At 59.8% G+C, this 22,702-nt stretch carries 28 protein-coding genes; 16 read left to right on the forward strand and 12 right to left on the reverse strand.

Going from position 1 to position 22,702, the window contains the following annotated elements; all coding sequences use genetic code 11:
- Positions 1 to 21: 21 nt before the first annotated feature.
- The 3 genes from ahpF to ACP7B3_RS02295 all read right to left on the reverse strand — a co-directional run bounded on the left by ahpF (position 22) and on the right by ACP7B3_RS02295 (position 3,344).
- A complete protein-coding gene (gene ahpF, locus ACP7B3_RS02285) occupies positions 22 to 1,587 on the reverse strand; it encodes an alkyl hydroperoxide reductase subunit F (protein WP_145160876.1) in 1,566 nt (521 codons plus the stop codon).
- A 127-nt stretch (positions 1,588 to 1,714) separates the two neighbouring features.
- On the reverse strand, positions 1,715 to 2,278 hold the full coding sequence (gene ahpC, locus ACP7B3_RS02290; protein WP_053255965.1) for an alkyl hydroperoxide reductase subunit C: 564 nt from the start codon (positions 2,276 to 2,278) through the stop codon (positions 1,715 to 1,717).
- A gap of 133 nt (positions 2,279 to 2,411) precedes the next feature.
- The gene (locus ACP7B3_RS02295; protein WP_145160878.1) at positions 2,412 to 3,344 is read right to left on the reverse strand and encodes a site-specific integrase; all 933 of its coding nucleotides are present in this window, start codon (positions 3,342 to 3,344) and stop codon (positions 2,412 to 2,414) included.
- Between the two features lie 170 nt (positions 3,345 to 3,514).
- On the opposite strand from ACP7B3_RS02295, the gene ACP7B3_RS02300 reads away from it, so the two are divergent.
- Entirely contained in the window at positions 3,515 to 4,522 is a 1,008-nt protein-coding gene (locus tag ACP7B3_RS02300) for a DNA-binding protein (protein WP_426177591.1), read from the forward strand.
- On the opposite strand, the gene gorA is transcribed toward ACP7B3_RS02300, so the two are convergent.
- Together gorA and galU are read right to left on the reverse strand one after the other, a co-directional pair.
- Positions 4,523 to 5,881, reverse strand: coding sequence for a glutathione-disulfide reductase (gorA, locus tag ACP7B3_RS02305; RefSeq protein WP_426177593.1), 1,359 nt, complete (start codon positions 5,879 to 5,881; stop codon positions 4,523 to 4,525).
- Between the two features lie 104 nt (positions 5,882 to 5,985).
- Positions 5,986 to 6,825 carry a UTP--glucose-1-phosphate uridylyltransferase GalU gene (gene galU / locus ACP7B3_RS02310; RefSeq protein ID WP_003230743.1) on the reverse strand — a complete coding sequence of 280 codons (840 nt, stop codon included), beginning with the start codon at positions 6,823 to 6,825 and terminating at the stop codon, positions 5,986 to 5,988.
- Positions 6,826 to 7,134: 309 nt separating this feature from the next.
- Here galU and ACP7B3_RS02315 point away from each other — a divergent pair, with 309 nt between their 5' ends.
- Both ACP7B3_RS02315 and ACP7B3_RS02320 read left to right on the forward strand, forming a co-directional pair.
- Positions 7,135 to 7,320, forward strand: a complete 186-nt coding sequence (locus ACP7B3_RS02315; protein WP_028616218.1) for a hypothetical protein — start codon at positions 7,135 to 7,137, stop codon at positions 7,318 to 7,320.
- 145 nt (positions 7,321 to 7,465) lie between these two features.
- A complete protein-coding gene (locus tag ACP7B3_RS02320; protein WP_145160885.1) occupies positions 7,466 to 7,750 on the forward strand; it encodes a hypothetical protein in 285 nt (94 codons plus the stop codon).
- An 8-nt stretch (positions 7,751 to 7,758) separates the two neighbouring features.
- Here the strand turns inward: ACP7B3_RS02320 and ACP7B3_RS02325 are convergent, their stop codons facing one another.
- Together ACP7B3_RS02325 and ACP7B3_RS02330 are read right to left on the reverse strand one after the other, a co-directional pair.
- The gene (locus ACP7B3_RS02325; RefSeq protein WP_106579155.1) at positions 7,759 to 7,989 is read right to left on the reverse strand and encodes a hypothetical protein; all 231 of its coding nucleotides are present in this window, start codon (positions 7,987 to 7,989) and stop codon (positions 7,759 to 7,761) included.
- A 276-nt stretch (positions 7,990 to 8,265) separates the two neighbouring features.
- The gene (locus ACP7B3_RS02330) at positions 8,266 to 8,616 is read right to left on the reverse strand and encodes a hypothetical protein (RefSeq protein WP_106579154.1); all 351 of its coding nucleotides are present in this window, start codon (positions 8,614 to 8,616) and stop codon (positions 8,266 to 8,268) included.
- A 212-nt stretch (positions 8,617 to 8,828) separates the two neighbouring features.
- Between ACP7B3_RS02330 and ACP7B3_RS02335 the strand changes: the two genes are divergently transcribed.
- The 4 genes from ACP7B3_RS02335 to ada all read left to right on the forward strand — a co-directional run bounded on the left by ACP7B3_RS02335 (position 8,829) and on the right by ada (position 11,112).
- Positions 8,829 to 9,131, forward strand: coding sequence for a DUF1883 domain-containing protein (locus ACP7B3_RS02335; RefSeq protein WP_003173824.1), 303 nt, complete (start codon positions 8,829 to 8,831; stop codon positions 9,129 to 9,131).
- A 25-nt stretch (positions 9,132 to 9,156) separates the two neighbouring features.
- The gene (locus ACP7B3_RS02340) at positions 9,157 to 9,324 is read left to right on the forward strand and encodes a hypothetical protein (RefSeq protein ID WP_164487941.1); all 168 of its coding nucleotides are present in this window, start codon (positions 9,157 to 9,159) and stop codon (positions 9,322 to 9,324) included.
- A gap of 3 nt (positions 9,325 to 9,327) precedes the next feature.
- A complete protein-coding gene (gene alkB / locus ACP7B3_RS02345; RefSeq protein WP_426177597.1) occupies positions 9,328 to 9,993 on the forward strand; it encodes a DNA oxidative demethylase AlkB in 666 nt (221 codons plus the stop codon).
- 75 nt (positions 9,994 to 10,068) lie between these two features.
- Positions 10,069 to 11,112: a bifunctional DNA-binding transcriptional regulator/O6-methylguanine-DNA methyltransferase Ada gene (gene ada / locus ACP7B3_RS02350; RefSeq protein WP_426177599.1), complete on the forward strand. Its 1,044-nt coding sequence runs from the start codon at positions 10,069 to 10,071 to the stop codon at positions 11,110 to 11,112.
- Positions 11,113 to 11,256: 144 nt separating this feature from the next.
- Here ada and ACP7B3_RS02355 read toward each other — a convergent pair whose 3' ends face one another.
- Positions 11,257 to 11,847, reverse strand: coding sequence for a CGNR zinc finger domain-containing protein (locus tag ACP7B3_RS02355; RefSeq protein WP_426177601.1), 591 nt, complete (start codon positions 11,845 to 11,847; stop codon positions 11,257 to 11,259).
- A 173-nt stretch (positions 11,848 to 12,020) separates the two neighbouring features.
- On the opposite strand from ACP7B3_RS02355, the gene ACP7B3_RS02360 reads away from it, so the two are divergent.
- The 8 genes from ACP7B3_RS02360 (at position 12,021) to ACP7B3_RS02395 (ending at position 20,383) form a co-directional block, all read left to right on the forward strand.
- Entirely contained in the window at positions 12,021 to 12,899 is an 879-nt protein-coding gene (locus ACP7B3_RS02360; protein ID WP_426177603.1) for an alpha/beta fold hydrolase, read from the forward strand.
- Positions 12,900 to 13,008: 109 nt separating this feature from the next.
- Positions 13,009 to 14,073: an NAD(P)H-dependent flavin oxidoreductase gene (locus ACP7B3_RS02365; protein WP_426177605.1), complete on the forward strand. Its 1,065-nt coding sequence runs from the start codon at positions 13,009 to 13,011 to the stop codon at positions 14,071 to 14,073.
- Positions 14,074 to 14,186: 113 nt separating this feature from the next.
- A complete protein-coding gene (gene modA, locus ACP7B3_RS02370; protein WP_369302913.1) occupies positions 14,187 to 14,960 on the forward strand; it encodes a molybdate ABC transporter substrate-binding protein in 774 nt (257 codons plus the stop codon).
- A gap of 1 nt (position 14,961) precedes the next feature.
- Positions 14,962 to 15,642: a molybdate ABC transporter permease subunit gene (modB, locus tag ACP7B3_RS02375; RefSeq protein WP_426177607.1), complete on the forward strand. Its 681-nt coding sequence runs from the start codon at positions 14,962 to 14,964 to the stop codon at positions 15,640 to 15,642.
- 5 nt (positions 15,643 to 15,647) lie between these two features.
- Complete coding sequence (gene modC / locus ACP7B3_RS02380) at positions 15,648 to 16,727, forward strand: molybdenum ABC transporter ATP-binding protein (RefSeq protein ID WP_426177609.1); 1,080 nt, start codon at positions 15,648 to 15,650, stop codon at positions 16,725 to 16,727.
- A gap of 73 nt (positions 16,728 to 16,800) precedes the next feature.
- On the forward strand, positions 16,801 to 17,850 hold the full coding sequence (locus ACP7B3_RS02385; RefSeq protein ID WP_426177611.1) for a DNA topoisomerase IB: 1,050 nt from the start codon (positions 16,801 to 16,803) through the stop codon (positions 17,848 to 17,850).
- 124 nt (positions 17,851 to 17,974) lie between these two features.
- A complete protein-coding gene (locus tag ACP7B3_RS02390; protein WP_426177613.1) occupies positions 17,975 to 19,609 on the forward strand; it encodes an ABC-F family ATP-binding cassette domain-containing protein in 1,635 nt (544 codons plus the stop codon).
- 69 nt (positions 19,610 to 19,678) lie between these two features.
- Positions 19,679 to 20,383, forward strand: a complete 705-nt coding sequence (locus ACP7B3_RS02395; RefSeq protein ID WP_426177615.1) for a YoaK family protein — start codon at positions 19,679 to 19,681, stop codon at positions 20,381 to 20,383.
- A 142-nt stretch (positions 20,384 to 20,525) separates the two neighbouring features.
- Here ACP7B3_RS02395 and ACP7B3_RS02400 read toward each other — a convergent pair whose 3' ends face one another.
- Positions 20,526 to 20,879, reverse strand: a complete 354-nt coding sequence (locus ACP7B3_RS02400) for a lipoprotein (protein ID WP_145160910.1) — start codon at positions 20,877 to 20,879, stop codon at positions 20,526 to 20,528.
- A 110-nt stretch (positions 20,880 to 20,989) separates the two neighbouring features.
- On the opposite strand from ACP7B3_RS02400, the gene ACP7B3_RS02405 reads away from it, so the two are divergent.
- The gene (locus tag ACP7B3_RS02405; RefSeq protein WP_145160912.1) at positions 20,990 to 21,247 is read left to right on the forward strand and encodes a hypothetical protein; all 258 of its coding nucleotides are present in this window, start codon (positions 20,990 to 20,992) and stop codon (positions 21,245 to 21,247) included.
- Between the two features lie 140 nt (positions 21,248 to 21,387).
- Here the strand turns inward: ACP7B3_RS02405 and ACP7B3_RS02410 are convergent, their stop codons facing one another.
- From ACP7B3_RS02410 to ACP7B3_RS02420, 3 genes are all read right to left on the reverse strand, one after another.
- On the reverse strand, positions 21,388 to 21,699 hold the full coding sequence (locus ACP7B3_RS02410) for an AzlD domain-containing protein (RefSeq protein WP_145160914.1): 312 nt from the start codon (positions 21,697 to 21,699) through the stop codon (positions 21,388 to 21,390).
- Positions 21,696 to 22,391, reverse strand: coding sequence for an AzlC family ABC transporter permease (locus ACP7B3_RS02415; RefSeq protein WP_106579139.1), 696 nt, complete (start codon positions 22,389 to 22,391; stop codon positions 21,696 to 21,698). The genes ACP7B3_RS02410 and ACP7B3_RS02415 overlap by 4 nt, the downstream gene beginning before the upstream one ends.
- Before the next feature lie 71 nt (positions 22,392 to 22,462).
- A complete protein-coding gene (locus tag ACP7B3_RS02420; protein ID WP_043205333.1) occupies positions 22,463 to 22,678 on the reverse strand; it encodes a hypothetical protein in 216 nt (71 codons plus the stop codon).
- Positions 22,679 to 22,702 lie beyond the last annotated feature (24 nt).

A 22,702-nucleotide genomic window follows, 5' to 3' on the forward strand; every position in this document is an offset into this window, starting at 1 on the left:
TTTTCATTTCCGGGTCCGACTTTACGCAGGTGCGGACGTGCGGATCAGGTGATCGAACGCGCTCAGGGAAGCCTTGGCGCCCTCGCCTACCGCAATCACGATTTGCTTGTACGGTACGGTCGTTACGTCACCGGCGGCGAATACACCTGGCAGCGAGGTTTCACCACGCGCATCAACAATGATCTCGCCACGCGGGGTCAGCTCCACCGTGCCCTTGAGCCAGTCGGTGTTGGGCAACAAGCCGATCTGGACAAAGATGCCTTCCAGGTCGATGGTCTTGAACTCGCCACTGTCGCGGTCCTTGTACGCCAGGCCAGTGACTTTCTGGCCATCACCTTTGACTTCACTGGTCAGCGCACTGGTGATCACGTCAACGTTCGGCAGGCTGTAGAGCTTGCGCTGCAACACGGCGTCGGCGCGCAGCTTGCTGTCGAACTCGAGCAAGGTCACATGGCTGACGATACCCGCCAGGTCGATAGCCGCTTCAACGCCGGAGTTACCCCCGCCGATCACTGCCACGCGCTTGCCTTTGAACAGCGGACCATCGCAGTGCGGGCAGAAGCACACGCCCTTGGCTTTGTATTCCTGCTCGCCCGGCACACCCATTTCGCGCCAGCGGGCGCCCGTGGCCAGAATCACGGTCTTGGACTTGAGGGTCGCACCGCTTTCGAAGCGAATCTCGTGCAGGTCACCGGCGTTTTTTGCAGGGATCAAGCTGCTGGCACGCTGCAGGTTCATGATGTCCACGTCGTACTGACGCACGTGGGCTTCAAGCGCGCTGGCCAGCTTCGGCCCTTCGGTCTCTTGCACCGAGATAAAGTTCTCGATGGACATGGTGTCCAGCACTTGCCCGCCGAAGCGTTCAGCCGCCACACCGGTGCGGATGCCCTTACGTGCGGCGTAGATAGCGGCCGCCGAACCGGCTGGGCCACCGCCGACTACCAGGACATCAAAGGCGTCTTTGGCGCTGATTTTTTCTGCGGCTTTTTCGATGCCGCTGGTGTCGAGCTTGGCGAGAATTTCTTCCAGGCCCATGCGGCCCTGACCGAAGTTCACGCCATTAAGGTACACGCTCGGTACCGCCATGATCTGGCGCTCATCGACTTCAGCCTGGAACAGCGCGCCGTCGATGGCGACGTGGCGGATGTTCGGGTTGAGCACGGCCATCAGGTTCAATGCCTGGACCACGTCGGGGCAGTTCTGGCAGGACAGCGAGAAGTACGTCTCGAAGCTGAACTCGCCCTTGAGGGCGCGGATCTGTTCAATCACTTCTACACTCGCCTTCGAGGGGTGGCCGCCGACTTGCAGCAATGCCAACACCAAGGAGGTGAATTCATGGCCCATGGGGATGCCGGCGAAACGCAGGCTGATATCGGCACCCGGGCGGTTGATGGAGAACGACGGCTTGCGCGCATCATCGCCATCGGTTTTCAGAGTAATCAGCGTGGTGAGGCTGGTTACGTCTTGCAAAAGGGCAAGCATTTCCTGGGATTTCGCACCGTCGTCGAGGGAAGCGACGATCTCGATCGGCTGGGTGACCCGTTCCAGGTATGACTTCAACTGAGCTTTAAGATTGGCGTCCAACATACGGGCGATTTCCTATTAATTCGGTTTATTGCAGACAAAAAAACGCCCGAGCGAATCTCGCCCGGGCGTTTTGAGGGCGGATGCAGCTTACTTAAGTGCGGAGTTCCGCCCTTGATACTTCACAGACTTAGATCTTGCCGACCAGGTCCAGGGACGGAGCCAAAGTCGCTTCGCCTTCTTTCCACTTGGCTGGGCACACTTCGCCTGGGTGGGCAGCTACGTATTGAGCAGCCTTGATTTTGCGCAGCAGCTCGGAAGCGTCACGGCCAACACCACCGTCGTTCAGTTCAACGATCTTGATCTTGCCTTCTGGGTCGATCACGAAGGTACCGCGGTCTGCCAGGCCAGCTTCTTCGATCAGTACGTCGAAGTTGCGGGAGATGGTCAGAGTTGGGTCGCCGATCATGGTGTACTGGATTTTGCCGATGGCTGGCGAAGTGTTGTGCCAGGCAGCGTGGGCAAAGTGGGTGTCGGTGGAAACGCTGTAGATTTCGACGCCCAGTTTCTGGAATTCGGCGTAGTTGTCAGCCAGGTCTTCCAGCTCGGTTGGGCAAACGAAGGTGAAGTCGGCTGGGTAGAAGAACACGACGGACCATTTGCCTTTCAGGTCAGCGTCCGACACGTCTACGAAGTTGCCGTTTTTGTAAGCAGTTGCTTTGAACGGTTTTACTTGGCTGTTGATGATAGGCATCGTTGACTCTCCGTCAGGGGTTAAGAAGTTGATGGGGTGAATCCTACCCACTCTCTTGATCGTTGGCTCATTGGCAAACCTGATGCTGACGATTGGTTTTGCCTATCAGGTAACCGTATTAATAGAAGAAATCTCAAATCAACGGCTGGGTGGCCAAGGTCATGCCAAGAAAGGGCGTCGCTTCAACATAGCGCATGGCGGATTTCATGTCGTTCCAACCGACATAACTCATCAGTGACTTCAAGTCCCAGCCACTGCGATGAGCCCAGGTGGCGAAACCTCGACGCAGGGAGTGGCTGGTGTATTGATCGGCCGGAATGCCCGCGCGCTCCAGCGCCTGGCGCAGCAGCGGGATCACGCTGTTGGGATGCAAGCCCTCCTCGCCAAGGTTGCCCCAGCGATCAATCCCGCGGAACACCGGGCCACGCACCAACGCCGAAGCACTGAGCCAGTCGCTGTAGGCCTGTACCGGGCACAGCCGCAGTAACGCCGGGGTCTGGTAGGTCTTGCCGAGGTTGTCGCGATCACTTTTGCTGCGTGGCAGGTACAGGCTGATGCCAGCGCCAGGTACTGCTTGCACGTGTTCGATGTGCAGGCGGCACAACTCGTCGCTGCGAAACCCTCTCCAGAAGCCCAGCAAAATCAGCGCGGTGTCGCGCTTGGCGCGCAGCAAGCGAGGCACGTCCTGGTCGCTGCTCGCCTGTCGCGCTTCTGCCTCCAGCGATGCAACCACCTGCTCGAGGTGCTTGAGTTGCAGCGGCTCGGCCTGCTTCTCCTGCGCCGGGTGCACGGCGCGAATGCCCTTGAGCACCTTGCGCACCACCGGCGCCTTGGTCGGGTCGGGAAACCCCTGGCTGCTGTGCCATTGCGCCAACGCCGAGAGCCGCAGCTTCAAGGTGTTTACCGCCAGCACGCCGGCATGCGCCACCAGGTAGCGCGCGACGCTGTCGCTGGTCGCCGGCAGGAAACCGCCCCAACTCACCTCGAAGTGCTCAATGGCCGCCCGGTAACTACGGCGAGTGTTATCGCGTGTGGCGGCGTTGAGGTATCGATCCAGTTCGCTCATGAAAGGCCTATTCGTACTGCTGCAAGGTGAATCCGCGCTTAAAACCGCTATGACACGGGATAATACGCCAATATCCCATCTGTTAAATCATGAATTTAAACGTGTTTTTATTTATGTTACAGTATGTATATACATACTCTGTACCACAGTACGAAATCGACGGAGACTCCATGGCTCGCGGCGGCATAAACAAAGCAGTAGTTCAAACGGCACGCTTGGCGATCCTTGCCCGCGGCGAAAACCCCAGCATCGACGCGGTGCGCATCGAGATGGGCAATACCGGCTCGAAAACCACGATTCATCGCTACTTGAAGGAATTGGACGATAGCGAAAGCCGGCTGACCATCACCGAAGCGCCAATCGATGACGAGCTCGGCGAACTGGTCGCACGACTGGCTTTACGTTTGAAAGAGAAGGCTCAGGAACCTATCGACTTGGCCTTGGCGCAGTTCGAACAGCACAAAGCCGCCCTGCTCGCCCAGGTAGAGGCGCTGGAGGCGGCTCACGCCGAGCTCCAGCAACAATTTGATATCCAGGCCGCCGCCTTGGCAGAAGAAAGCGCCGCCCTGCAAACCGCCAGTACCAGCCTGCAGACCGAGCAAACCCGCAACGCCGGGCTCAGCCAGGCGTGCAGCGATTACGAGTTGAGGATTACGGACAAGGACGAACAGATTCGATCACTGGAAGAAAAACACCTGCACGCCCGGGAGGCGCTGGAGCATTACCGCACTGCAATCAAAGAGCAGCGCGAGCAGGAACAGCGACGCCACGAAGGCCAACTGCAACAAGTGCAGGCGGAACTGCGCCAGGCTCAGCAAAGCGTCATGGTGCGCCAGGATGAAATTACGCAGCTGCATCGCGACAACGAGCGGTTATTGATTGAACACCGCGTGACCATGAAGGAACTGACCGCGCTGCAAGCGCAAACCCGCAAAGACCAGGCCCTGCAGCAAAAGCTTGGCGAACAGGTAAACCTGATTGAAAGCGAACGCACCCTGCTTCAGGAACGCCTGCGGGTGGCGGTACTGGAGAGTCAATCGCGCCAGGAAGCGCTGACCGAACACCAGCTTGCCAACAAAACCCTGGAACTGGAGCTTATCAAGGCCCAGGCCAGTATCGAGGCATTGCGCCTGGCGGCCGCCGTTGCAACGGCGCCAGAGGCAACACCGCAAGCCTGATCAGTCAGCCACAGGCGTGCGCATGGTGACGAACTCTTCCGCCGCCGTAGGATGCACGCCGATGGTCTCATCGAAATGCTGCTTGGTCGCGCCCGCCTTGAGCGCGATCGCCAGGCCTTGCACGATCTCGCCGGCATCCGGGCCGACCATGTGGCAACCCAACACCTTGTCGGTGTCAGCGTCGACCACCAGCTTCATCAAGGTTTTTTCCTGGCAATCGGTCAGCGTCAGCTTCATGGGCCGGAAACGGCTTTCGAAAATCTGCACCTTGTGGCCGTTCTTTTTCGCTTCTTCTTCAGTCAGGCCGACAGTGCCGATGTTTGGCAGGCTGAACACCGCTGTCGGGATCATCGCGTAATCCACCGGGCGGTACTGCTCGGGCTTGAACAGACGACGCGCCACCGCCATGCCTTCAGCCAGGGCCACTGGCGTCAACTGCACGCGACCAATCACATCGCCGATCGCCAGGATCGACGACTCAGCGGTTTGGTACAGGTCATCCACCTCAACGAAGCCGCGCTCGTCCAGCTTGACGCCAGTATTTTCCAGGCCCAGGTTGTCCAGCATCGGGCGGCGGCCAGTGGCGTAGAACACGCAATCGGCCTCGAGCACGCGGCCGTCTTTCAAGGTGGCCTTGAGGCTGCCATCGGCTTGCTTGTCGATACGCTCGATGTCGGCGTTGAACTGCAGGTCGAGGCCGCGCTTGGTCAGCTCTTCCTTCAGATGGGTGCGCACTGAACCGTCGAAACCGCGCAGGAACAGGTCGCCGCGATACAGCAGCGTGGTCTGCGCGCCCAGGCCATGGAAAATGCCCGCGAACTCAACGGCAATGTAGCCACCGCCGACCACCAGCACACGTTTGGGGAGCGCCTTGAGGAAGAATGCCTCATTGGAACCAATAGCGTGTTCGCGCCCTGGAATCTCCGGAATCTGTGGCCAGCCACCTGTAGCGATCAGGATGTGCTTGGCGGTAAAGCGCTCGCCATTAATCTCTACCTGGTGCGGATCCACCAGACGCGCATGCCCTTCATGCAAGGTCACGCCACTGTTGACCAGCAGGTTGCGATAGATGCCATTGAGGCGGTTGATTTCGCGATCCTTCTTGGCGATCAGGGTCGCCCAATCAAAGTCAGCTTCACCCAACGACCAGCCGAAGCCGCTCGCTTGTTCGAAGTCTTCGGCGAAATGCGCCCCGTACACCAACAGTTTTTTCGGTACGCAACCGACGTTAACGCACGTGCCGCCCAGGTAGCGGCTTTCCGCCACGGCCACCTTGGCGCCAAAGCCAGCGGCAAAACGCGCCGCGCGAACACCGCCAGAACCGGCGCCAATTACATACAGGTCAAAATCGTAGGCCATTTCACTCTCCTCGGCAGGTCATCAGCATACCGATTTAGATGGGGCTGAAAAACGAAAAAGCCACCCGAGGGTGGCTTTCTCTTAAAACACTCAGCAAGCGTGAATCAGTAAGCCTTGCCAGTCTTGTAGAAGTGCTCGTAGCAGAAGTTGGTCGCCTCGATGTAGCCTTCAGCGCCACCGCAGTCGAAACGCTGACCTTTGAACTTGTAGGCAATCACGCAACCGTCTTTGGCTTGCTTCAACAGGGCGTCGGTGATCTGGATCTCGCCACCCTTGCCCGGCTCGGTTTCTTCGATCAGCTTGAAGATGTCCGGGGTGAGGATGTAACGACCAATGATCGCGAGGTTCGACGGCGCGTCTTCCGGCGCTGGTTTTTCGACCATGTCGCGTACGCGGATCAGGCCATCACCAATGTCGTCACCGGCGATCACGCCGTACTTGTTGGTTTCGGCCGGATTGACTTCCATCACCGCAACGATGGTGCAACGGTATTTCTGGTACAGCTTGACCATTTGGGTCAGTACGCCGTCGCCTTCCAGGTTGACGCACAGGTCGTCCGCCAGTACCACGGCAAACGGTTCGTCACCGATCAGCGGGCGGCCGGTGAGGATCGCGTGGCCGAGGCCTTTCATCTGGGTTTGACGGGTGTAGGAGAACGAGCACTCGTCGAGCAATTTACGGATACCGACCAGGTATTTTTCCTTGTCGGTGCCCTTGATCTGGTTTTCCAGCTCGTAGCTGATGTCGAAGTGGTCTTCGAGTGCGCGCTTACCACGGCCGGTGACGATGGAGATTTCGTTCAGACCGGCATCCAATGCCTCTTCGACGCCGTACTGAATCAGTGGCTTGTTCACCACCGGCAGCATCTCTTTGGGCATGGCTTTGGTCGCTGGCAAGAAGCGAGTGCCGTAACCGGCTGCTGGGAACAAGCATTTCTTGATCATATGAGTCCTTACAAAGGGCTGTGCGTACGGAATTCGGCGCAGTCTAATGAGGCCGCAGTCACCTTACAATGGGTCCTGCTGGCGTTGCGATGTCATCATAGAGAAAAAATGTCGGCGTAAGTTCCGCTGATCCTGCCAAGAGCTTGCCCAGCGGTTCGGCAAAACATGCCATCCCCCAATGATTAAAAGGGGTATAACTGTTTTAGCACGCTTTGCCGCGCGTCACACTGACCTGCAACAACTTGCGCTTTCCCCCGGCATTTGGCGCTATCATGACGCGCTTGAACCAGACCACGAGATTGTTAATAGATGTCAGAACCAAAAGGCGTAAACGGCTACCTGATCACACAGCGAGCAGACGGCTGGCACTTGATCAACTTTCACGGTGACAGCGTTGCCGGGGTATTTCCGACTGAAAGCCAGGCTATCGCGGTAGCAGAAGTGTTTGTGGACGAAGCCGGCCACGCATCGAGCAAAAGACCCAAAGGCAAGTAAGCCACAACGACTTGCGCAAAAAGCCCCGATTGACGGGGCTTTTTTGTGTTTGTCTGTACCTAGGTGGCAGTTCGCTATAATCTGCTGCGAACGCCCCACGACAGTGTCAGCGCTCCCTCCAACACCCTCGACGACGACTCAACTCATGAACAAGATTCTGGCACTGACTGCAACCCTGGCGCTGATGACCGGCTGCACCACCACCTCCGATACCTTCCTGAAAAATGGCGAGCAAGGCCTGACCATCGACTGCTCGGGCGAAGCCAACTCGTGGGCCAGCTGCTACGAAAAAGCCGACGCCTCCTGCGCGGGCACCGGCTACCGTATCGTCGGCACCGAAGGCACGCCCTCGCTCAAGGAAGACGACAAGACCCTGGGCAAAGACGTAGGCAACTTCAAGAGCCGAAGCGTAGTGGTCGTGTGCAAATAGCCAGACGGCTACAGGTGAATTTCGGCGAACTTGATGCCCAGCCCGCGCAGAAGCTCGATAAGGTCATCCAGGCGCGCGAATGACTCGACTTCATCCTGCTCGTCCACCAGAAAAAAACTGCGCCCGCCGCTTTTTTTGAAAAACACGATCCACTCGCCAAGATCGGCAGGGTTCTGAATGACATGGGTGGCCGAAATTTGACCCTCGGCCTGGCGGGCTTTGACGTGTTCACGCTTCATGACGGTTTTCCAGAAAAAGACAAATGCCACGCAATCGTTAGGGTTGCGCGGCATTTTTTGCATTGAATACCCGACAGTTTAACGGATGCCTTGCCCGATCAACACGCTCATCACCGCTCCATTTTTATAGGCTTAGATCACAAGCGCATAAGTTTACAAATGGCAGGGAAATAGACCTCTAGCGACAACACCCAAACGCATTGCAAAAAAAAGCCTGACGCTGCACTGCAGCCTCAGGCTTTTTTATCGGATTCAAGCGCCCAATGAGCCTGGGGTTCAGCCGGAGATGCAATCCTCTGCGGCTTTCTTGACATCACCAGGTCGAATGGGCACGTTCGACATGCTTTCATAAAGTTTGATGCTGCTGCCGCTGGAGCGCTCTTCAATCTCGAAGATCGCCGACGGATCAGCCGAGAATTTCTGCGGCACAATCACCTGTACACCGTCCTTGTGGGGTTCGATCTGCGGCGGTCTGCGGGTGGCGGCGAGCTTGCGCACGACACACGCGGCATATTCCGGCGGTTTTTTACCTGAAATGACCACCAATGTTGGCGGGGTCTGCTTGATATCTGCAACCGAAGCACACCCACCTAAGGCCAGGGCCAGAACCAACACACTCCACTTCATACTTAAACCTCCGATAAAGATCCTACGACAGCGTAGAGAGTAGATTTCTCCCGCCAATGTAGGATTTATCTCTAAAAACTCGGGAAATAACTGTTTTAAATTGTCGAAGTCGTCGACGACGATCCGATAATAAACGCGCTGGGGCTGATAAACTCTATCTTAACCTACGTATCATTCTGATTTTTCAGAAAAAGCCCTTCTGGAGACACCCCATGAAATTCATCCACCAGCGCGAGCACCTCAACGAGGGCGACATCGTTGTCATCGAATGCTCACAAACGTGCAACATTCGCCTGATGAGCGACGCCAATTTTCGCAGCTTCAAGAACGGTGGCCGCCACACTTATCACGGCGGCGCGTTCGACAAATTTCCGGCAAAAATCACCGCACCCAGCACCGGTTTCTGGAACATCACCCTGGATGTAGTGACACGCCGCGCCATCAGCGTCACGCGTAAGCCAGCGTTGTCTCACAAGATTCGCATCGTTCGTCGCACCAGTACCAAACTGAGCTGACCCGAACACTCGACAGGAAAACACTGTGACTACCACTACCAAATACGTCATCAAGTACAAACTCAACGGCGAACGTCGCTTTGAGTTCGCGCAATTGCACACCAACAGTGTCGAAGAAGCCCAGCAGGCGCTGGCGAAAATCCACGATGCCAGTGACGAAATCACCGACATCACCGTGAGCAAGGCGCTGTAAGCGATGTCCGGCCCTACGGCGGATTTGTTCGCCGACGATGCGCTGCAACAACCGGCCGGGCGCGAGCAGATCGGCGAAGAGTCTTACGTGCTGAGGGGCTATGCCCTGCCCTGGATTGATCGCTTGCTACCTGAACTGCGGCGCGTATTGGCTCAATCACCGTTCCGGCAGATGGTCACACCCGGTGGATTTACCATGTCAGCGGCCCTGAGCAGTTGCGGCGCACTGGGCTGGACCACCGACAGCTCCGGCTATCGATACAGCCCGGTTGATCCGCGCAGCCGGCAACCCTGGCCGGCGATGCCCGACGCTTTGCGCGAGCTTGCCAAGCTGGCGGCCACAGAAGCCGGCTTCGATGACTTTTCCCCGGATGCCTGCCTGATCAACCGTTATGTGCCCGGGGCTAAAATGTCCCTGCACCAGGATAAAAACGAACGTTGGTATCGCGCCCCGGTGGTTTCCGTGTCCCTCGGGCTGCCCGCCATTTTCCTGTTCGGCGGGCATGAGCGTGGTAACCGCACCCAGAAAATCTCGTTGTTTCACGGCGATGTCGTGGTCTGGGGTGGCGTCGATCGTTTACGTTTTCATGGGGTGATGCCGATCAAGGAAGGCGTGCATCCGGTGATGGGCCCGCAACGAATCAACCTGACGTTTCGCACGGCCGGTTGATTTGACCGCAAGCTTCGGAGTGTCGAGCGCAACCTGCGCGGTTAATCTGTCCGTGACCCGTCAAGAGTGCAGGCCATGAACAACCAACAAGACCCTCGCTGGGCCGCCATCGTCTCCCGCGATGCCAAGGCTGACGCGCTGTTTGTCTACGGCGTAAAAACCACCGGCGTTTATTGCCGCCCCAGCAGCGCCTCGCGCTTGCCACGGCCGGAGAACGTCGAATTTTTTGACAGCCCCGCGCAGGCCGAAGCGGCGGGTTATAGGCCGAGTAAACGCGCCGCGGGCGACCAGACCCAATTGGCCGCGCACCACGCGCAGATAGTCGCCGACGCGTGCCGGCATATAGAACAGGCCGAAACCCCGCCCAGCCTGGACGTACTTGCGCGCCTGGCAGGCTTGAGTTCGTTCCATTTTCATCGCGTCTTCAAAGCCATCACCGGCCTGACGCCCAAGGGCTACGCCAGCGCCCTTCGCTCACGCAAATTGCGTGCTGGCCTCAAGGGCGAGCATTCCGTGACGGACGCGGTGTACGACGCAGGCTTTAACTCAAACAGCCGCTTTTATGAGTCCGCCGATCAGTTACTCGGCATGAAACCCAGCGATTACAAGGCCGGTGGCACTAACAGCGAGATCCATTTTGCCGTGGGCCAGTGCTCGCTGGGGGCCATTCTGGTGGCGCAGAGCCAACGGGGCGTGTGTGCGATTTTGCTGGGGGACGATCCGGACACGCTGGTGCGCGACCTGCAGGATCAATTTCCCAAGGCCGAGTTGGTGGGTGCGGATCGGCATTTCGAACAATTGATCGCCCAGGTCGTGGGCTTCGTCGAAGCACCGGCGCTGGGCCTGGATTTGCCCCTGGACTTGCGCGGGACCGCCTTTCAGGAGCGCGTGTGGCGGGCACTGCGCGACATTCCGGTGGGCGGCACCGCCAGCTACGCGCAGATCGCCCAGCGCATCGGCGCGCCCACATCCTTTCGTGCGGTGGCCCAGGCCTGTGGCGCCAATCACCTGGCTGTGGCGATCCCCTGCCATCGCGTCGTACGCAGCAATGGCGAGCTCTCCGGGTACCGTTGGGGCGTTGAGCGCAAGCGGCAGTTGCTGGAGCGGGAAAGTCAGTAAAGACTCAGCGCACCAATCAGCGCCACACCGGTCCGATTTTGTGCGCTGCAGGCTAGGTCTCATCCGCATTACGTGTGCGCACGTTGAGCCCGGCCAGCCGAAATTGCTTGCACTGCCCTCTCCTTTTATAGCGTCCGTGTGCGCTTACAAGGCCTTGCGTTTACGGAACTGCGCAACCTTATGCCGGTTGCCACACAACGCCATGCTGCACCAACGGCGCTTGTGCGCTTTGGTCCGGTCATAAAACCACAGGACACATTCCGGATGCTCGCAGCGGCGAATCAAGCTGAAATCGCCGGCCACCAATAACTGAGCCGCCGCTTCGGCAATCGGCGACAAAAACTGCTCCGCAGTCTGTTGCTTGCGCTGGCGCTCCAGTTGAGGCTGCCCGGACGCAGGCCAGACCAACTGCGGATAGCTGACCGCCTTGCGTAAAAAACTGTTGAGCGCCGCCGGATTGCCCGTCTCACCGCTCTTGCGCGCGGCCACCAGTTCACGGATCACCTCGCGCAGTTGGCGTGCAGCCCCCAGCAAAGCACCTTCTTCGAACGTGGGAATGCTCGCTTGCGCTACCCACTCCAGGCGCACCAGCCAATGCGCAACGTCGGCGTCGGTGTGCCAGAAATCCACCGGCTCGCCGTCGACAGTCGCCAGGGTATTGAGCATGTCCAGCACCGGCTCGTCGGCCAGTACATAGGGTTGTGATGGTGTGGCATGGGGCGTAAGGGTGGCCATGGTTTGTCCTCTTGAGCACCGCGCAATCGTAACCGCTATTTTTGGATCTGGATAGTTACACTCTCAAAAAAATATAACCTCAATAACTGGTTTGACAGGTTACAGATTTGAGCTCAGCCTCTAAATCAGTAACCCTTATTATCAACCAATCCAGTTACAAAGGTGCCCCCATCATGTCTATCGCAACCCCCGTCGTTCGCTACCAGCACGTTGATGTCGATGGTCTGCGCATGTTCTACCGTGAAGCCGGCGATCCTTCGGCTCCGGTCATGTTGCTGCTGCACGGGTTCCCCAGCTCGTCGCATATGTACCGCAACCTCATCCCGCTGCTCGCCACGCGCTTTCGGGTCATCGCGCCCGATTTGCCAGGTTTCGGCTTCACCGAGGTGCCCGTCGAGCGCGATTACCAGTACAGCTTCGATAACCTGGCGATCAGCATCGGGCATTTCGTCGATGCGCTGAAACTGAGCCGCTACGCCCTGTACGTTTTCGATTACGGTGCACCCGTGGGCCTGCGACTGGCGGTGGCGCATCCGGAACGGGTCAGCGCGCTGGTCTCGCAAAACGGCAACGCGTATCTGGAAGGACTGGGCGATGCCTGGGCGCCGATTCGCGCCTACTGGGCAGACGCGAGCGCAGCCAATCGCGAGGTGATCCGCGACGCGGTCATCAGCCTGGAAGGCACGCGCTACCAGTACTTGCATGGAGTGAGTCAGCCGGAGTTGGTCGCACCGGAGTCCTACATGCTGGACGTGCTGTTGATGCAACGCCCGGGCAACGACGAAATCCAGCTGGACCTGTTTCTCGACTACCGTAATAACCTCACGCTGTACCCGGCGTTCCAGGCATTTTTCAAAGCCAGCCAGGTGCCGACACTGGTGATCTGGGGTCAGAACGATCCGTTTTTTATCCCGCCTGGCGCCCATGCCTACAAGGGCGACAACGCCAACGCGGTGGTTGAACTGCTGGACACCGGCCACTTCGCCTTGGAAACCCATGCGGCCCATATTGCCGAGCGTATTCACGCGGTGCTGGGGCATGCCATCGACTGATGGCGCTGCACGAAACCCTGCTCTCGTCCAGTGAATAATACGCACTGGCCGGGTGCCAATGGCCCTGTTAAAACAGCGCAAAGTCCTACTCACGCTGGAGACGCATCCCATGAGCACCTGGCCAGATTCGCGAATCATCGACCTGCTGGGCATTCAACTGCCCATCATCCAGGCCCCCATGGCCGGTGCCACGACCACCGCCATGGTGATTGCCGCCAATCAAGCGGGTGCGCTGGGCTCGATGCCCGCCGCAGCGCTGACCATCGAGCAACTGCGCGAAGCCTTGAGCACGATCCGCCAGGCAAGTACGCGCCCCATCAACGTGAATTTCTTCTGCCATCAACCGCCCGACGCCGATGAGGCCGGCGACCGTCGCTGGAAGCACCTGTTGCAACCCTACTACCACGAACTGGGCGCCGATTTTGATGCGCCAACACCCGTTTCCAACCGCGCGCCCTTTAACGAGGCCGCCTGCCAGGTGGTCGAGGCTTTCCGCCCCGAGGCGGTGAGTTTTCACTTTGGCCTGCCGGAAAAAACCTTGCTCGACCGGGTAAAAGCCACCGGCGCCAAAGTGCTGTCGTCCGCCACCACCGTGGAAGAAGCGGTCTGGCTGGAACAGCATGGGTGCGATGCAATTATTGCGATGGGCATTGAGGCCGGCGGGCATCGTGGCATGTTTCTCAGCGACGATCTCAATACCCAGATCGGCTTGATGGCGCTGTTACCGCAGATCGTCGACGCCGTCAGCGTGCCCGTGATTGCGGCCGGCGGTATTGCTGATGCGCGCGGCATCGTCGCGGCCCTTGCTCTGGGCGCATCAGCCGTACAAATCGGCACCGCCTACCTGTTTACGCCAGAAGCCAACGTCAGCGCCTCCCACGCCGCTGCGCTGCGTCGTGCCCAGGCCAGCGAAACCGCGCTGACCAACCTGTTCACCGGCCGCCCGGCGCGAGGCATCGTCAACCGCGTGATGCGTGAACTGGGCGCGATCAATCCGGCAGCGCCTGCCTTCCCCACGTCCGGTGGTGCCCTGATGCCGCTCAAGGCCAAGGACGAGGCGGGTTTCAGCAACCTGTGGTCGGGCCAGGCACTGCGCCTGTGCAAAGATGCATCCACTTATGACCTGACTCGCGAGCTGGCCGCGCAGGCGCTGGCAAAGCTCAAGCAGAACTGACGTCAGGGGCAACTTTGCGCTGTACCGGCGATGGCCAACCGCTATATATTCCCCTACATAGCGGTAAAGCCTTCTATCTATAACGAGCCGTACACCCTCAAAGGAGCTGCTTCATGATGATCCGCGCCTCACGCCTGGCCCCCACAGCCCTCGCCACCCTGATCGCCGCCTTTGCCCTGGGCTCGGCGCAGGCCGACGAAGTGCAGGTGGCCGTGGCCGCCAACTTCACCGCGCCGATCCAGGCAATCGCCGCCGACTTCGAGAAAGACACCGGCCACAAACTGATTGCGGCCTACGGCGCCACCGGCCAGTTCTATACGCAGATCAAGAACGGCGCGCCGTTCGAAGTGTTCCTCAGCGCAGACGACACCACCCCCAAAAAGCTCGATGACGAAGGCGCGACCGTCAAAGGTTCGCGCTTTACCTACGCGGTCGGCACCCTGGCGCTGTGGTCGGCCAAGCCAGGCTACGTCGATGCCAAAGGCGAGGTGCTGAAGAACAACCAGTACCAGCACTTGTCCATCGCCGACCCCAAAACTGCACCTTACGGCCTCGCCGCCACTCAAGTGCTGGCCAAGGAAGGTCTGAGCGAGCAGGTCGCAGACAAGCTGGTCACCGGGCAGAACATCACCCAAGCCTTCCAGTTCGTCTCTACCGGCAACGCTGAACTGGGCTTCGTCGCCCTGTCGCAGATCTACAAGGACGGCAAAGTCACCCGCGGTTCGGCGTGGATTGTGCCCGCCTCGCTGCACGATCCAATCAAGCAAGACGCGGTGATCCTCACCAAAGGCAAGGACAGCGCCGCAGCCAAAGCCCTGGTCGACTACCTCAAAGGCCCGAAAGCCGCTGCGGTGATCAAGTCCTACGGTTACGAGCTGGGCCAGTAAAATGCCGCTGTCGAGTGCCGATTTTTCCGCGATCTGGTTGACCCTCAAACTGGCGTCACTGACCACCGTGATCCTGCTGGTCATCGGCACTCCGATTGCGCTGTGGCTGTCGCGCACCCGTTCCTGGTGGCGCGGCCCCATCGGCGCAATCGTCGCCCTGCCGTTGGTATTGCCGCCGACGGTCATCGGGTTTTACCTGCTGTTGACCATGGGCCCCAATGGCTATTTCGGCCAATTCACCCAATGGCTGGGCCTGGGGACCCTGACCTTCAGCTTCACCGGGCTGGTACTGGGTTCGGTGATCTACTCCATGCCGTTTGTGGTGCAGCCTTTGCAAAACGCCTTCGGCGCCATCGGTACTCGCCCCCTGGAAGTGGCCGCGACCTTGCGCGCCAATCCGTGGGACACCTTTTTCACGGTGATCCTGCCCCTGGGCCGCCCGGGGTTTATCACCGCGTCGATTCTCGGCTTTGCGCACACCGTCGGTGAGTTCGGCGTGGTGCTGATGATCGGCGGCAATATCCCCAACAAAACCCGCGTGGTCTCGGTGCAGATCTACGACCACGTCGAAGCCATGGAATACGCCCAGGCGCACTGGCTGGCCGGCTCCATGGTGGTGTTCGCCTTCCTCGTATTGCTGGCGCTTTACTCCAGCCGTAAAACCAAGATGGGCTGGAGCTGATCGCGATGATTGAGGTACGCCTGCAACTGAACTACCCAGGCTTTGCGCTGAAGGTGGACTTGAAATTGCCCGGCCGTGGTGTGACCGCTTTGTACGGGCATTCCGGCTCGGGCAAGACCACCTGCCTGCGCTGTATCGCCGGGCTGGAGCGTGCCGAAGACGGCTTTGTGCAGATCAACGATCAAGTCTGGCAAGACAGCCGCAACGGGCTGTTTGTGCCGCCGCACAAACGCGCATTGGGCTATGTGTTTCAGGAGGCGAGCCTGTTTCCCCATCTGTCGGTGCGGGCCAACCTGGAATTCGGCTTCAAGCGTATTCCTCGTCAGCAGCGGCGCGTGGACATGGCTCACGCCACCGAACTGCTGGGCATTGCCCATTTGCTCGACCGCCACCCGCAGCATTTGTCCGGGGGTGAACGCCAACGCATCGGCATCGCCCGCGCGCTGCTCACCAGCCCCCAATTGCTGTTGATGGATGAACCCCTGGCGGCGCTGGACAGCAAACGCAAAGGTGAAATTTTGCCGTACCTCGAACGCCTCCACGATGAGCTCGATATCCCCGTGCTGTACGTCAGCCATGCCCAGGACGAAGTGGCGCGGCTGGCCGATCACATCGTGTTACTCAGTGACGGCCAGGCGCTGGCCAGCGGCCCCATCGGTGAAACCCTGGCGCGGCTCGATTTGCCCATGGCCCTGGGTGACGATGCCGGCGTAGTGATCAATGGCAGCGTCAGTGCCTACGACGCGCACTATCACCTGCTGACGCTGCAATTGCCCGACAGTGCGTTATCGATGCGCGTTGCCCATGCGCCGCTGGCGCTGGGCAAACAGCTGCGCATCAAAGTGCAGGCACGCGATGTCAGCCTCAGCCTGCAGGCGCAGGAACCCAGCAGTATCCTCAATCGCTTGCCGGTGACGGTGACCGGGGAGATCTGTGCCGACAACAACGCCCATGTGCTGGTGCGCCTCGACGCCGGCGGCACGCCGTTGCTGGCGCGCATCACGCGGTTTTCCCGCGACCAGTTGCAGCTGCATCCCGGCCAGGCGCTGTGGGCGCAAATCAAGGCGGTGGCGGTGCTGGCTTAAGAATTTGGCACGAGCGCAAAACCCTGCGGTCAATCAGACATACCGGCCTGATTACTGCCAAGGAATTTGCACCATGCCCGACTCCGCGTTGCTTGCCGACCTGCCCCGCGACCTGCATTACGTTGACGACACCCAACCGGGTATCCGCCGCAAGAAGCTGCGCGGCAAGTTTCAGTATTTCGACGTCAACGGTGAGCGCATCACCGATGCCGACGAAATCAAACGCCTGAACTCATTGGCTGTGCCACCCGCCTACACCGACGTGTGGATCTGCGCCGACCCGCGCGGCCATTTGCAAGCCACCGGCCGCGATGCCCGTGGCCGCAAGCAATACCGCTACCACCCGCGTTGGCGTGAGGTGCGCGACACCGACAAATATTCGCGCCTGCAACAGTTCGGCAATGCTCTGCCGAAACTGCGCGCGCAACTGGAAGCACAAATCGCCGCGCCCGGTTTCACCCGCGAAAAAGTCCTGGCCACCGTGGTGATGCTGCTCGATGCCACGCTGATTCGCGTAGGCAACACCCAGTACGCACGGGACAACAAATCCTACGGCCTGACCACACTGCGCACCCGCCATGTCGACATCAAGGGCAGCGAGATACTGTTCCAGTTTCGCGGCAAGAGCGGCGTCGAGCATCAGGTCAGCGTCAAGGACCGGCGCCTGGCCACGGTGGTCAAGCGTTGCCTGGAATTGCCAGGGCAAAACCTGTTTCAGTACCTGGATGAGGACGGTGAACGGCATACCGTCAGCTCCCATGACGTTAACGCCTACCTGCACAGCCTCACCGGCGCCGACTTCACTGCCAAGGACTACCGCACCTGGGCCGGCACCGCCCTGGCCTTGGCCGTATTGCGCGAACTGGAGTGGCAACCGGAATCGGATGCCAAGCGGCATGTGGTCGCCATGGTCAAGGACGTTGCCAAGCAACTGGGCAATACCCCGGCGGTGTGCCGCAAGTGCTATATCCACCCCGCCGTGCTGGAGCATTTCAGCCTGGGCGAATTGTCCAAGCTGCCCAAACCCCGAGTGCGCAAGGGCCTGAAAGCTGAAGAAGTTGCGCTGGCAATGTTCCTTGAGCAATTGGCCGCGAACTTGCCGAAAAACGCCAAGGTGGGTTAGCCTTTGCGCCTCTTCTGACTCACGGGATGCACGCCGACGTGAACAACTAAGCCTTCCAAAATGTACCTGCAACGAGCCGCTTGGCGCGCTTGTTGGCCTGTCCGACATTTTTTTGGAGGTGCTGATGACTGACGTCAAACGGCCGCCCGTACTCGTTTCATTGCAACACCTGTCCTTGCAGTTCGCCGATGGCGAAACCCTGCTGAACAACCTCAACCTGTCGATTGATCACGCGCCCACCGGGATTGTCGGGCGTAATGGCCGGGGTAAAAGCCTGCTTGCCAAGCTGCTTGCCGGGCTGCTGGCGCCCACTGGCGGCACGTTGAAAAGCTCGGCCAGCGTGGCATATGTGCCGCAGGCGCTGGCCGTCCAACCGGGCGAAACCGTCGCCGACATCACCGGCACCGCCCAGGTGTTGGCCGCCCTTGAGCGGCTGGCCCGCGGTGAGGCGCGCGCGGATGATCTCGCGCTGATCGATGATCGTTGGGACCTTGCCGAACGCCTGCGCACCGCGCTGGGTGCAGCCGGGTTGCAGCAACTCGACGCTGCCACACCAGCCGATCAACTCAGTGGCGGCCAGCTGGCCAAGGTTGCAGTGATCGGCGCGCTTTTGGCCACGCCGCAGTTGCTGATTCTCGATGAGCCAACCAACCACCTCGACAGCGCCGGCCGTGACTGGCTGCTGCGCACGCTGGCAGCCTGGTCCGGCGGCCTGGTAGTGGTCAGCCATGACCGACAACTGCTCAATGCGATGGCGCGCATCATCGAGCTGTCGCCGCTCGGCGCGCAGGTGTATGGCGGCAACTACGATGCCTATCGCTTGCAACGCGACAGCGAACAGCACGCGGCCATGGCCGCCCTGGAACACGCCCGCCTGGCGCGCAGCCGCGAACGCAAACGTCTGCAGAAGGATCATGACAACCTGCAGCGCAACGCCGCCCGCGCACGTAAACACGCAGAAACCGCCAACGTCACCGGGTTTACCAAAGCCCGCTGGAAAGGCGCCGCCAAGGAGATCGTCAGCAGCGTGCGCAGCGCGCATCACGCGTACAAACACGAGCTCGATGCGCAGGTACGCCAAGCCCATGAGCGTGTGGAGGATCACTCGCCCACGCTGTTGGCCCTGCCTGGCTCAGTAGTGCCCAATGGCCGACAGGTTCTGAGCGCGGAAAACGCTCAACTGCCCTGGCTTGATCCGCAGCAAGCCTGCAGCTTCGTCACGCTCAACCTGGCGGGCCCGGTGCGCATGGCCGTGCGCGGGCCGAACGGTTGCGGCAAATCCACGTTGCTCAAGGTGCTTGCGGGCCAATGGCCGGTGGTCAGTGGCGAATGCGCGGTGCATGTGGCTAATGCCTATCTCGACCAGCACCTGACGCTGCTGGATGGCAACCGTAGCATTGTCGAACAGCTCAACCTGCTCGACACCCCGCTGGCCGAAGCCGAGCTGCGCACGCGTTTGGCGTTGCTGCAACTGGATGCCCTGCGGGTGACTCAACCCACCCGCCAGTTGAGCGGCGGCGAACGCCTGAAGGCCGCGATGGCGATTGCCTTGTGGCGCGAGGTGCCGGCGCAACTGCTGTTGCTGGACGAGCCGACTAACCACCTGGACCTTGAATCCGTGCTGGCCTTTGAACAGGCGTTGCAGGGTTTTAACGGGGCGATGGTGGTGGTTTCCCATGACGAGACGTTTGTGCAGGCCGTCAGGCCGACGCATTTTTTGACCTGGCAGCGTCAGGGCTGGCGGCTGGAGTGTGTCTGAGGTCATTGCGCGCGCAACCAAAGCGTCCTACGGTAGTGGCCGAATAATCTCACCGAGGAACCTGGGGCCATGCTGCCTTCATCGCGCAAACCCTACGCCAACGCCGCACTCGCCCACCGCCAACGCTGGCGCGGGCGGGTTGGCTTGATGCTGGTGGCCAGCCTTTCCGTGCTGGCCGGCATGACCGATGCGATAGGCTTTATGGCCAGCGGCGATTTTGTTTCGTTCATGAGCGGCAACACCACGCGCCTGGCCGTGGCGATCAGCGCAGGCGACTTGGGCCTTACCGGGCGCTTGTTGTTGCTGGTCGCAACCTTTGTCGTCGGCAACGCCATGGGCGTGGTGATCAGCCGCCTCAGCCGCCGGCACGCGCTGCCCTTGCTGCTGTGCATTGCGGCGTTGCTGTGCGGAGGCGCCGTGTGGCCCTTCGACGACACCTTGCCCGCGCTGCTGGCAACGATTGTGGCGATGGGTATGCTCAACGCCGCAGTGGAAGAGGTAAACGGTTTGCCGGTGGGCCTGACTTATGTGACGGGCGCCCTCTCGCGCTTCGGGCGCGGGCTGGGCCGCTGGTTGCTGGGAGAACGACGCAATGGCTGGAGGGTGCAACTGATTCCGTGGGGCGGCATGTTTGTGGGCGCGGTGATCGGCGCGGTGCTGGAGCACCAGCTCGGCCTGAAGGCGCTGCTGGTCAGTGGCGCGTTCGCCGCGTTGCTGGGCGTAGTGTCGCTGAAGATTCCGCGGCGCTGGCACTTGGGTTACATGCCACGCTAAGAGAAAAGAGGCCCGCTCGACGTTGCGGCCTCGACGTCCGTGTACTGGTAAAGAGCCATCACGTCGAGCGAGCGGGGGAATGATAAGCCAATGTCCGTCGGCTGTCCCGCCGGGCTTTTCCGAATATCACTTAGGCAAAGGATTACAGGCAGGTCGCGAGCGCGGCCAGTCGGCGCTTGGCGGGCATCGTGTCGGCGACGGCAAAGTAATTGACGGTAGAGCCGGCGCCGGCACTGCGCACGTCGACAAAATAATCGCCGCCGGTGGTGTAGACGGTAAAACCGCCTGCTTCGATCGGCTCCTTGAAGCCTCCGGCGTCAACGCCAAATACCGCCTCGTCCTGCCAGCCGAACTGAATGCATTGGGCAACCACCAACGGCGTCTTGTCCGAAGCCAGCGTTTTGTACGGCACGCCGGTGCGCGCATTGTTCATTTTCGAGCCCGCGCAACCGGACAGTACTGCCAGTGCCAATGCGCCAATTACCAGCTTTCGCATGCCATCGCCTCCTTGGAAAAAAACGCGACTCTACCATTAGCAGGCGACACTCAAGGATTATTACGTCACGCTGTCGCCTACTTATGCCCCCGCTTGCCCCTGGAAACCCGATGACGCCCAACGCCGAACGCTATAACCCTTCCACTGACTACGCCGACAAGCTGATCAGCCGCATCGGCCAGACGCCGACGTGGATCGCCAAGCGCATCGGCGTCACCGACAAGCGCATCCGCTACATCCTCGATGGCGAACGCACGGTAAAGGGTGAAAGCACGCCGATCCAGATGACCTACACCGAACAGTTCGCCCTGGAATGCCTGGCGGCGGAGGCCAAAGCCAAGAAGCCGCCTAAACCTGCGGCCGGATGAATTTAGTTTCACTGTGAAGGGTGCTCGCGCTGCCTATAGTTGGCAGGCTCATTTTTAAGAAGTCTCACTTCTGCCCGCCCTCCCGCGGGCTTTTTTTTGCCTGGGTGTTGGTGGATGACCTCCAGCTACTTACCCGCGCATCAAAACCACCAACGAAACAAATAAAACAGCCCCATGCTCAACAGCACCGTGATCAACACGCTGCGCGTCCAGAACATCAACGCCACCGCGCAGATCCCCGCCAGCAGGTAAGGATTGGCCGGACTCACGTTGAGCTTATGCTCAGCGAGAAAAATGATCGGCCCGCAAATCGCCGTCAGCATTCCCGGCACGGCAAACCCGAGAAACTCGCGCGCGCCGCGATTGAGGCGCACCGGCAGACGCGGCTCGATGAACAAGTAGCGGTTGAGAAACACCACCAAACCCATGGCCACAATCATGATGTAGATCATCGCTGCCCTACTCCCAGCCGCTTGCAGGCAAACCCTGCGCCCATCCCCAGCACGCCCGAGACCACCACTGCCGACTCCCAGTGCAAGTAACTCAGCCATACCGAACACAACAGCGAAACCGCCACGCAGACCACCGTGGGCACATCGCGCACCACCGGCGTAATCAAGGCGATAAAGGTTGCGGCAATGGAAAATTCCAGTCCCAGTTGATCAAGCCCCGGAATGCTTTTGCCGAGCACGATGCCCGCCAGGGTGAAGAGGTTCCAGATGATGTAGAACGTCAGGCCGACGCCCAGCGCATACCAGCGATTGAAGGTTTGACGGTCATAGTGGTTGACCAGCGCGAAAAACTCGTCCGTCAGCAAAAAGCCCAGGCTCATGCGCCAGCGCACATTGAGCGACGAGAGCGTCGGGCGCATGTGCATGCCGTAAAGCAAATGCTGGGATGTGAGCAGCAAGGTGGTCAGCACAATCGAGATCAGGCTGGCACCGCTCTTGACCATGCCGATCGCCACCAGCTGCGCGGCACCGGCGAACACAATGGCGGACAAACCCTGAGCTTGCAGCGGAGTAAATTGCGCATCAATCGCCATGGAGCCGGCCAACAAACCCCAGGGCGCACAGGCCAGAGACAGTGGAATAACGGCAAGGGCGCCGCGACCGAAGGCGTAATGAGGTAAGGCTGTAGGCATGGAGACGGCTCATCGACAGACAGTCGACAAGCATGCCAGCGTGATACGAGGCGTGTATTGAACGATCGTGCTCAGGCGAGCCTGACCGAGACCTGCTCCACCGAGTCACGCGCTTCGCGCAACTCATGGGCATCCTGATTGAGCCGGTGAATGGTATTGAGCAGGCGTTGGCGCAGCACTTCATCGCCGAGTTTTTCGACGGCGCGCATCAGGTCAAACGCCGCGGTTTCGTTATTGTCCGCGACAGAATCGAGGGTTTTGCGCAGGTTGCGAGTGGCACGGGTCACGCGAGTTCTTCCTTCATCAGCAAT

Origin of the sequence: Pseudomonas sp. TWRC1-2 (assembly GCF_049896685.1) — a bacterium.
GTDB lineage: Bacteria > Pseudomonadota > Gammaproteobacteria > Pseudomonadales > Pseudomonadaceae > Aquipseudomonas.

Excerpts from the sequence above, each read along its gene's own strand:
- ACP7B3_RS02400 (WP_145160910.1), bottom strand. The coding sequence starts at position 20,879 with ATGCGAAAGCTGGTAATTGGCGCATTGGCACTGGCAGTACTGTCCGGT.
- ACP7B3_RS02330 (WP_106579154.1), bottom strand. The coding sequence starts at position 8,616 with ATGAAGTGGAGTGTGTTGGTTCTGGCCCTGGCCTTAGGTGGGTGTGCT.
- modA (WP_369302913.1), top strand. The coding sequence starts at position 14,187 with ATGATGATCCGCGCCTCACGCCTGGCCCCCACAGCCCTCGCCACCCTG.
- modB (WP_426177607.1), top strand. The coding sequence starts at position 14,962 with ATGCCGCTGTCGAGTGCCGATTTTTCCGCGATCTGGTTGACCCTCAAA.
- ACP7B3_RS02320 (WP_145160885.1), top strand. The coding sequence starts at position 7,466 with ATGAACAAGATTCTGGCACTGACTGCAACCCTGGCGCTGATGACCGGC.
- ACP7B3_RS02295 (WP_145160878.1), bottom strand. The coding sequence starts at position 3,344 with ATGAGCGAACTGGATCGATACCTCAACGCCGCCACACGCGATAACACT.
- ahpC (WP_053255965.1), bottom strand. The coding sequence starts at position 2,278 with ATGCCTATCATCAACAGCCAAGTAAAACCGTTCAAAGCAACTGCTTAC.
- ACP7B3_RS02335 (WP_003173824.1), top strand. The coding sequence starts at position 8,829 with ATGAAATTCATCCACCAGCGCGAGCACCTCAACGAGGGCGACATCGTT.
- ACP7B3_RS02390 (WP_426177613.1), top strand. The coding sequence starts at position 17,975 with ATGACTGACGTCAAACGGCCGCCCGTACTCGTTTCATTGCAACACCTG.
- alkB (WP_426177597.1), top strand. The coding sequence starts at position 9,328 with ATGTCCGGCCCTACGGCGGATTTGTTCGCCGACGATGCGCTGCAACAA.
- ACP7B3_RS02315 (WP_028616218.1), top strand. The coding sequence starts at position 7,135 with ATGTCAGAACCAAAAGGCGTAAACGGCTACCTGATCACACAGCGAGCA.
- gorA (WP_426177593.1), bottom strand. The coding sequence starts at position 5,881 with ATGGCCTACGATTTTGACCTGTATGTAATTGGCGCCGGTTCTGGCGGT.
- ACP7B3_RS02360 (WP_426177603.1), top strand. The coding sequence starts at position 12,021 with ATGTCTATCGCAACCCCCGTCGTTCGCTACCAGCACGTTGATGTCGAT.
- ACP7B3_RS02325 (WP_106579155.1), bottom strand. The coding sequence starts at position 7,989 with ATGAAGCGTGAACACGTCAAAGCCCGCCAGGCCGAGGGTCAAATTTCG.
- ACP7B3_RS02365 (WP_426177605.1), top strand. The coding sequence starts at position 13,009 with ATGAGCACCTGGCCAGATTCGCGAATCATCGACCTGCTGGGCATTCAA.
- ACP7B3_RS02385 (WP_426177611.1), top strand. The coding sequence starts at position 16,801 with ATGCCCGACTCCGCGTTGCTTGCCGACCTGCCCCGCGACCTGCATTAC.
- ACP7B3_RS02405 (WP_145160912.1), top strand. The coding sequence starts at position 20,990 with ATGACGCCCAACGCCGAACGCTATAACCCTTCCACTGACTACGCCGAC.
- galU (WP_003230743.1), bottom strand. The coding sequence starts at position 6,825 with ATGATCAAGAAATGCTTGTTCCCAGCAGCCGGTTACGGCACTCGCTTC.
- ada (WP_426177599.1), top strand. The coding sequence starts at position 10,069 with ATGAACAACCAACAAGACCCTCGCTGGGCCGCCATCGTCTCCCGCGAT.
- ACP7B3_RS02395 (WP_426177615.1), top strand. The coding sequence starts at position 19,679 with ATGCTGCCTTCATCGCGCAAACCCTACGCCAACGCCGCACTCGCCCAC.
- ACP7B3_RS02300 (WP_426177591.1), top strand. The coding sequence starts at position 3,515 with ATGGCTCGCGGCGGCATAAACAAAGCAGTAGTTCAAACGGCACGCTTG.
- ACP7B3_RS02415 (WP_106579139.1), bottom strand. The coding sequence starts at position 22,391 with ATGCCTACAGCCTTACCTCATTACGCCTTCGGTCGCGGCGCCCTTGCC.
- ACP7B3_RS02355 (WP_426177601.1), bottom strand. The coding sequence starts at position 11,847 with ATGGCCACCCTTACGCCCCATGCCACACCATCACAACCCTATGTACTG.
- modC (WP_426177609.1), top strand. The coding sequence starts at position 15,648 with ATGATTGAGGTACGCCTGCAACTGAACTACCCAGGCTTTGCGCTGAAG.
- ACP7B3_RS02410 (WP_145160914.1), bottom strand. The coding sequence starts at position 21,699 with ATGATCTACATCATGATTGTGGCCATGGGTTTGGTGGTGTTTCTCAAC.
- ahpF (WP_145160876.1), bottom strand. The coding sequence starts at position 1,587 with ATGTTGGACGCCAATCTTAAAGCTCAGTTGAAGTCATACCTGGAACGG.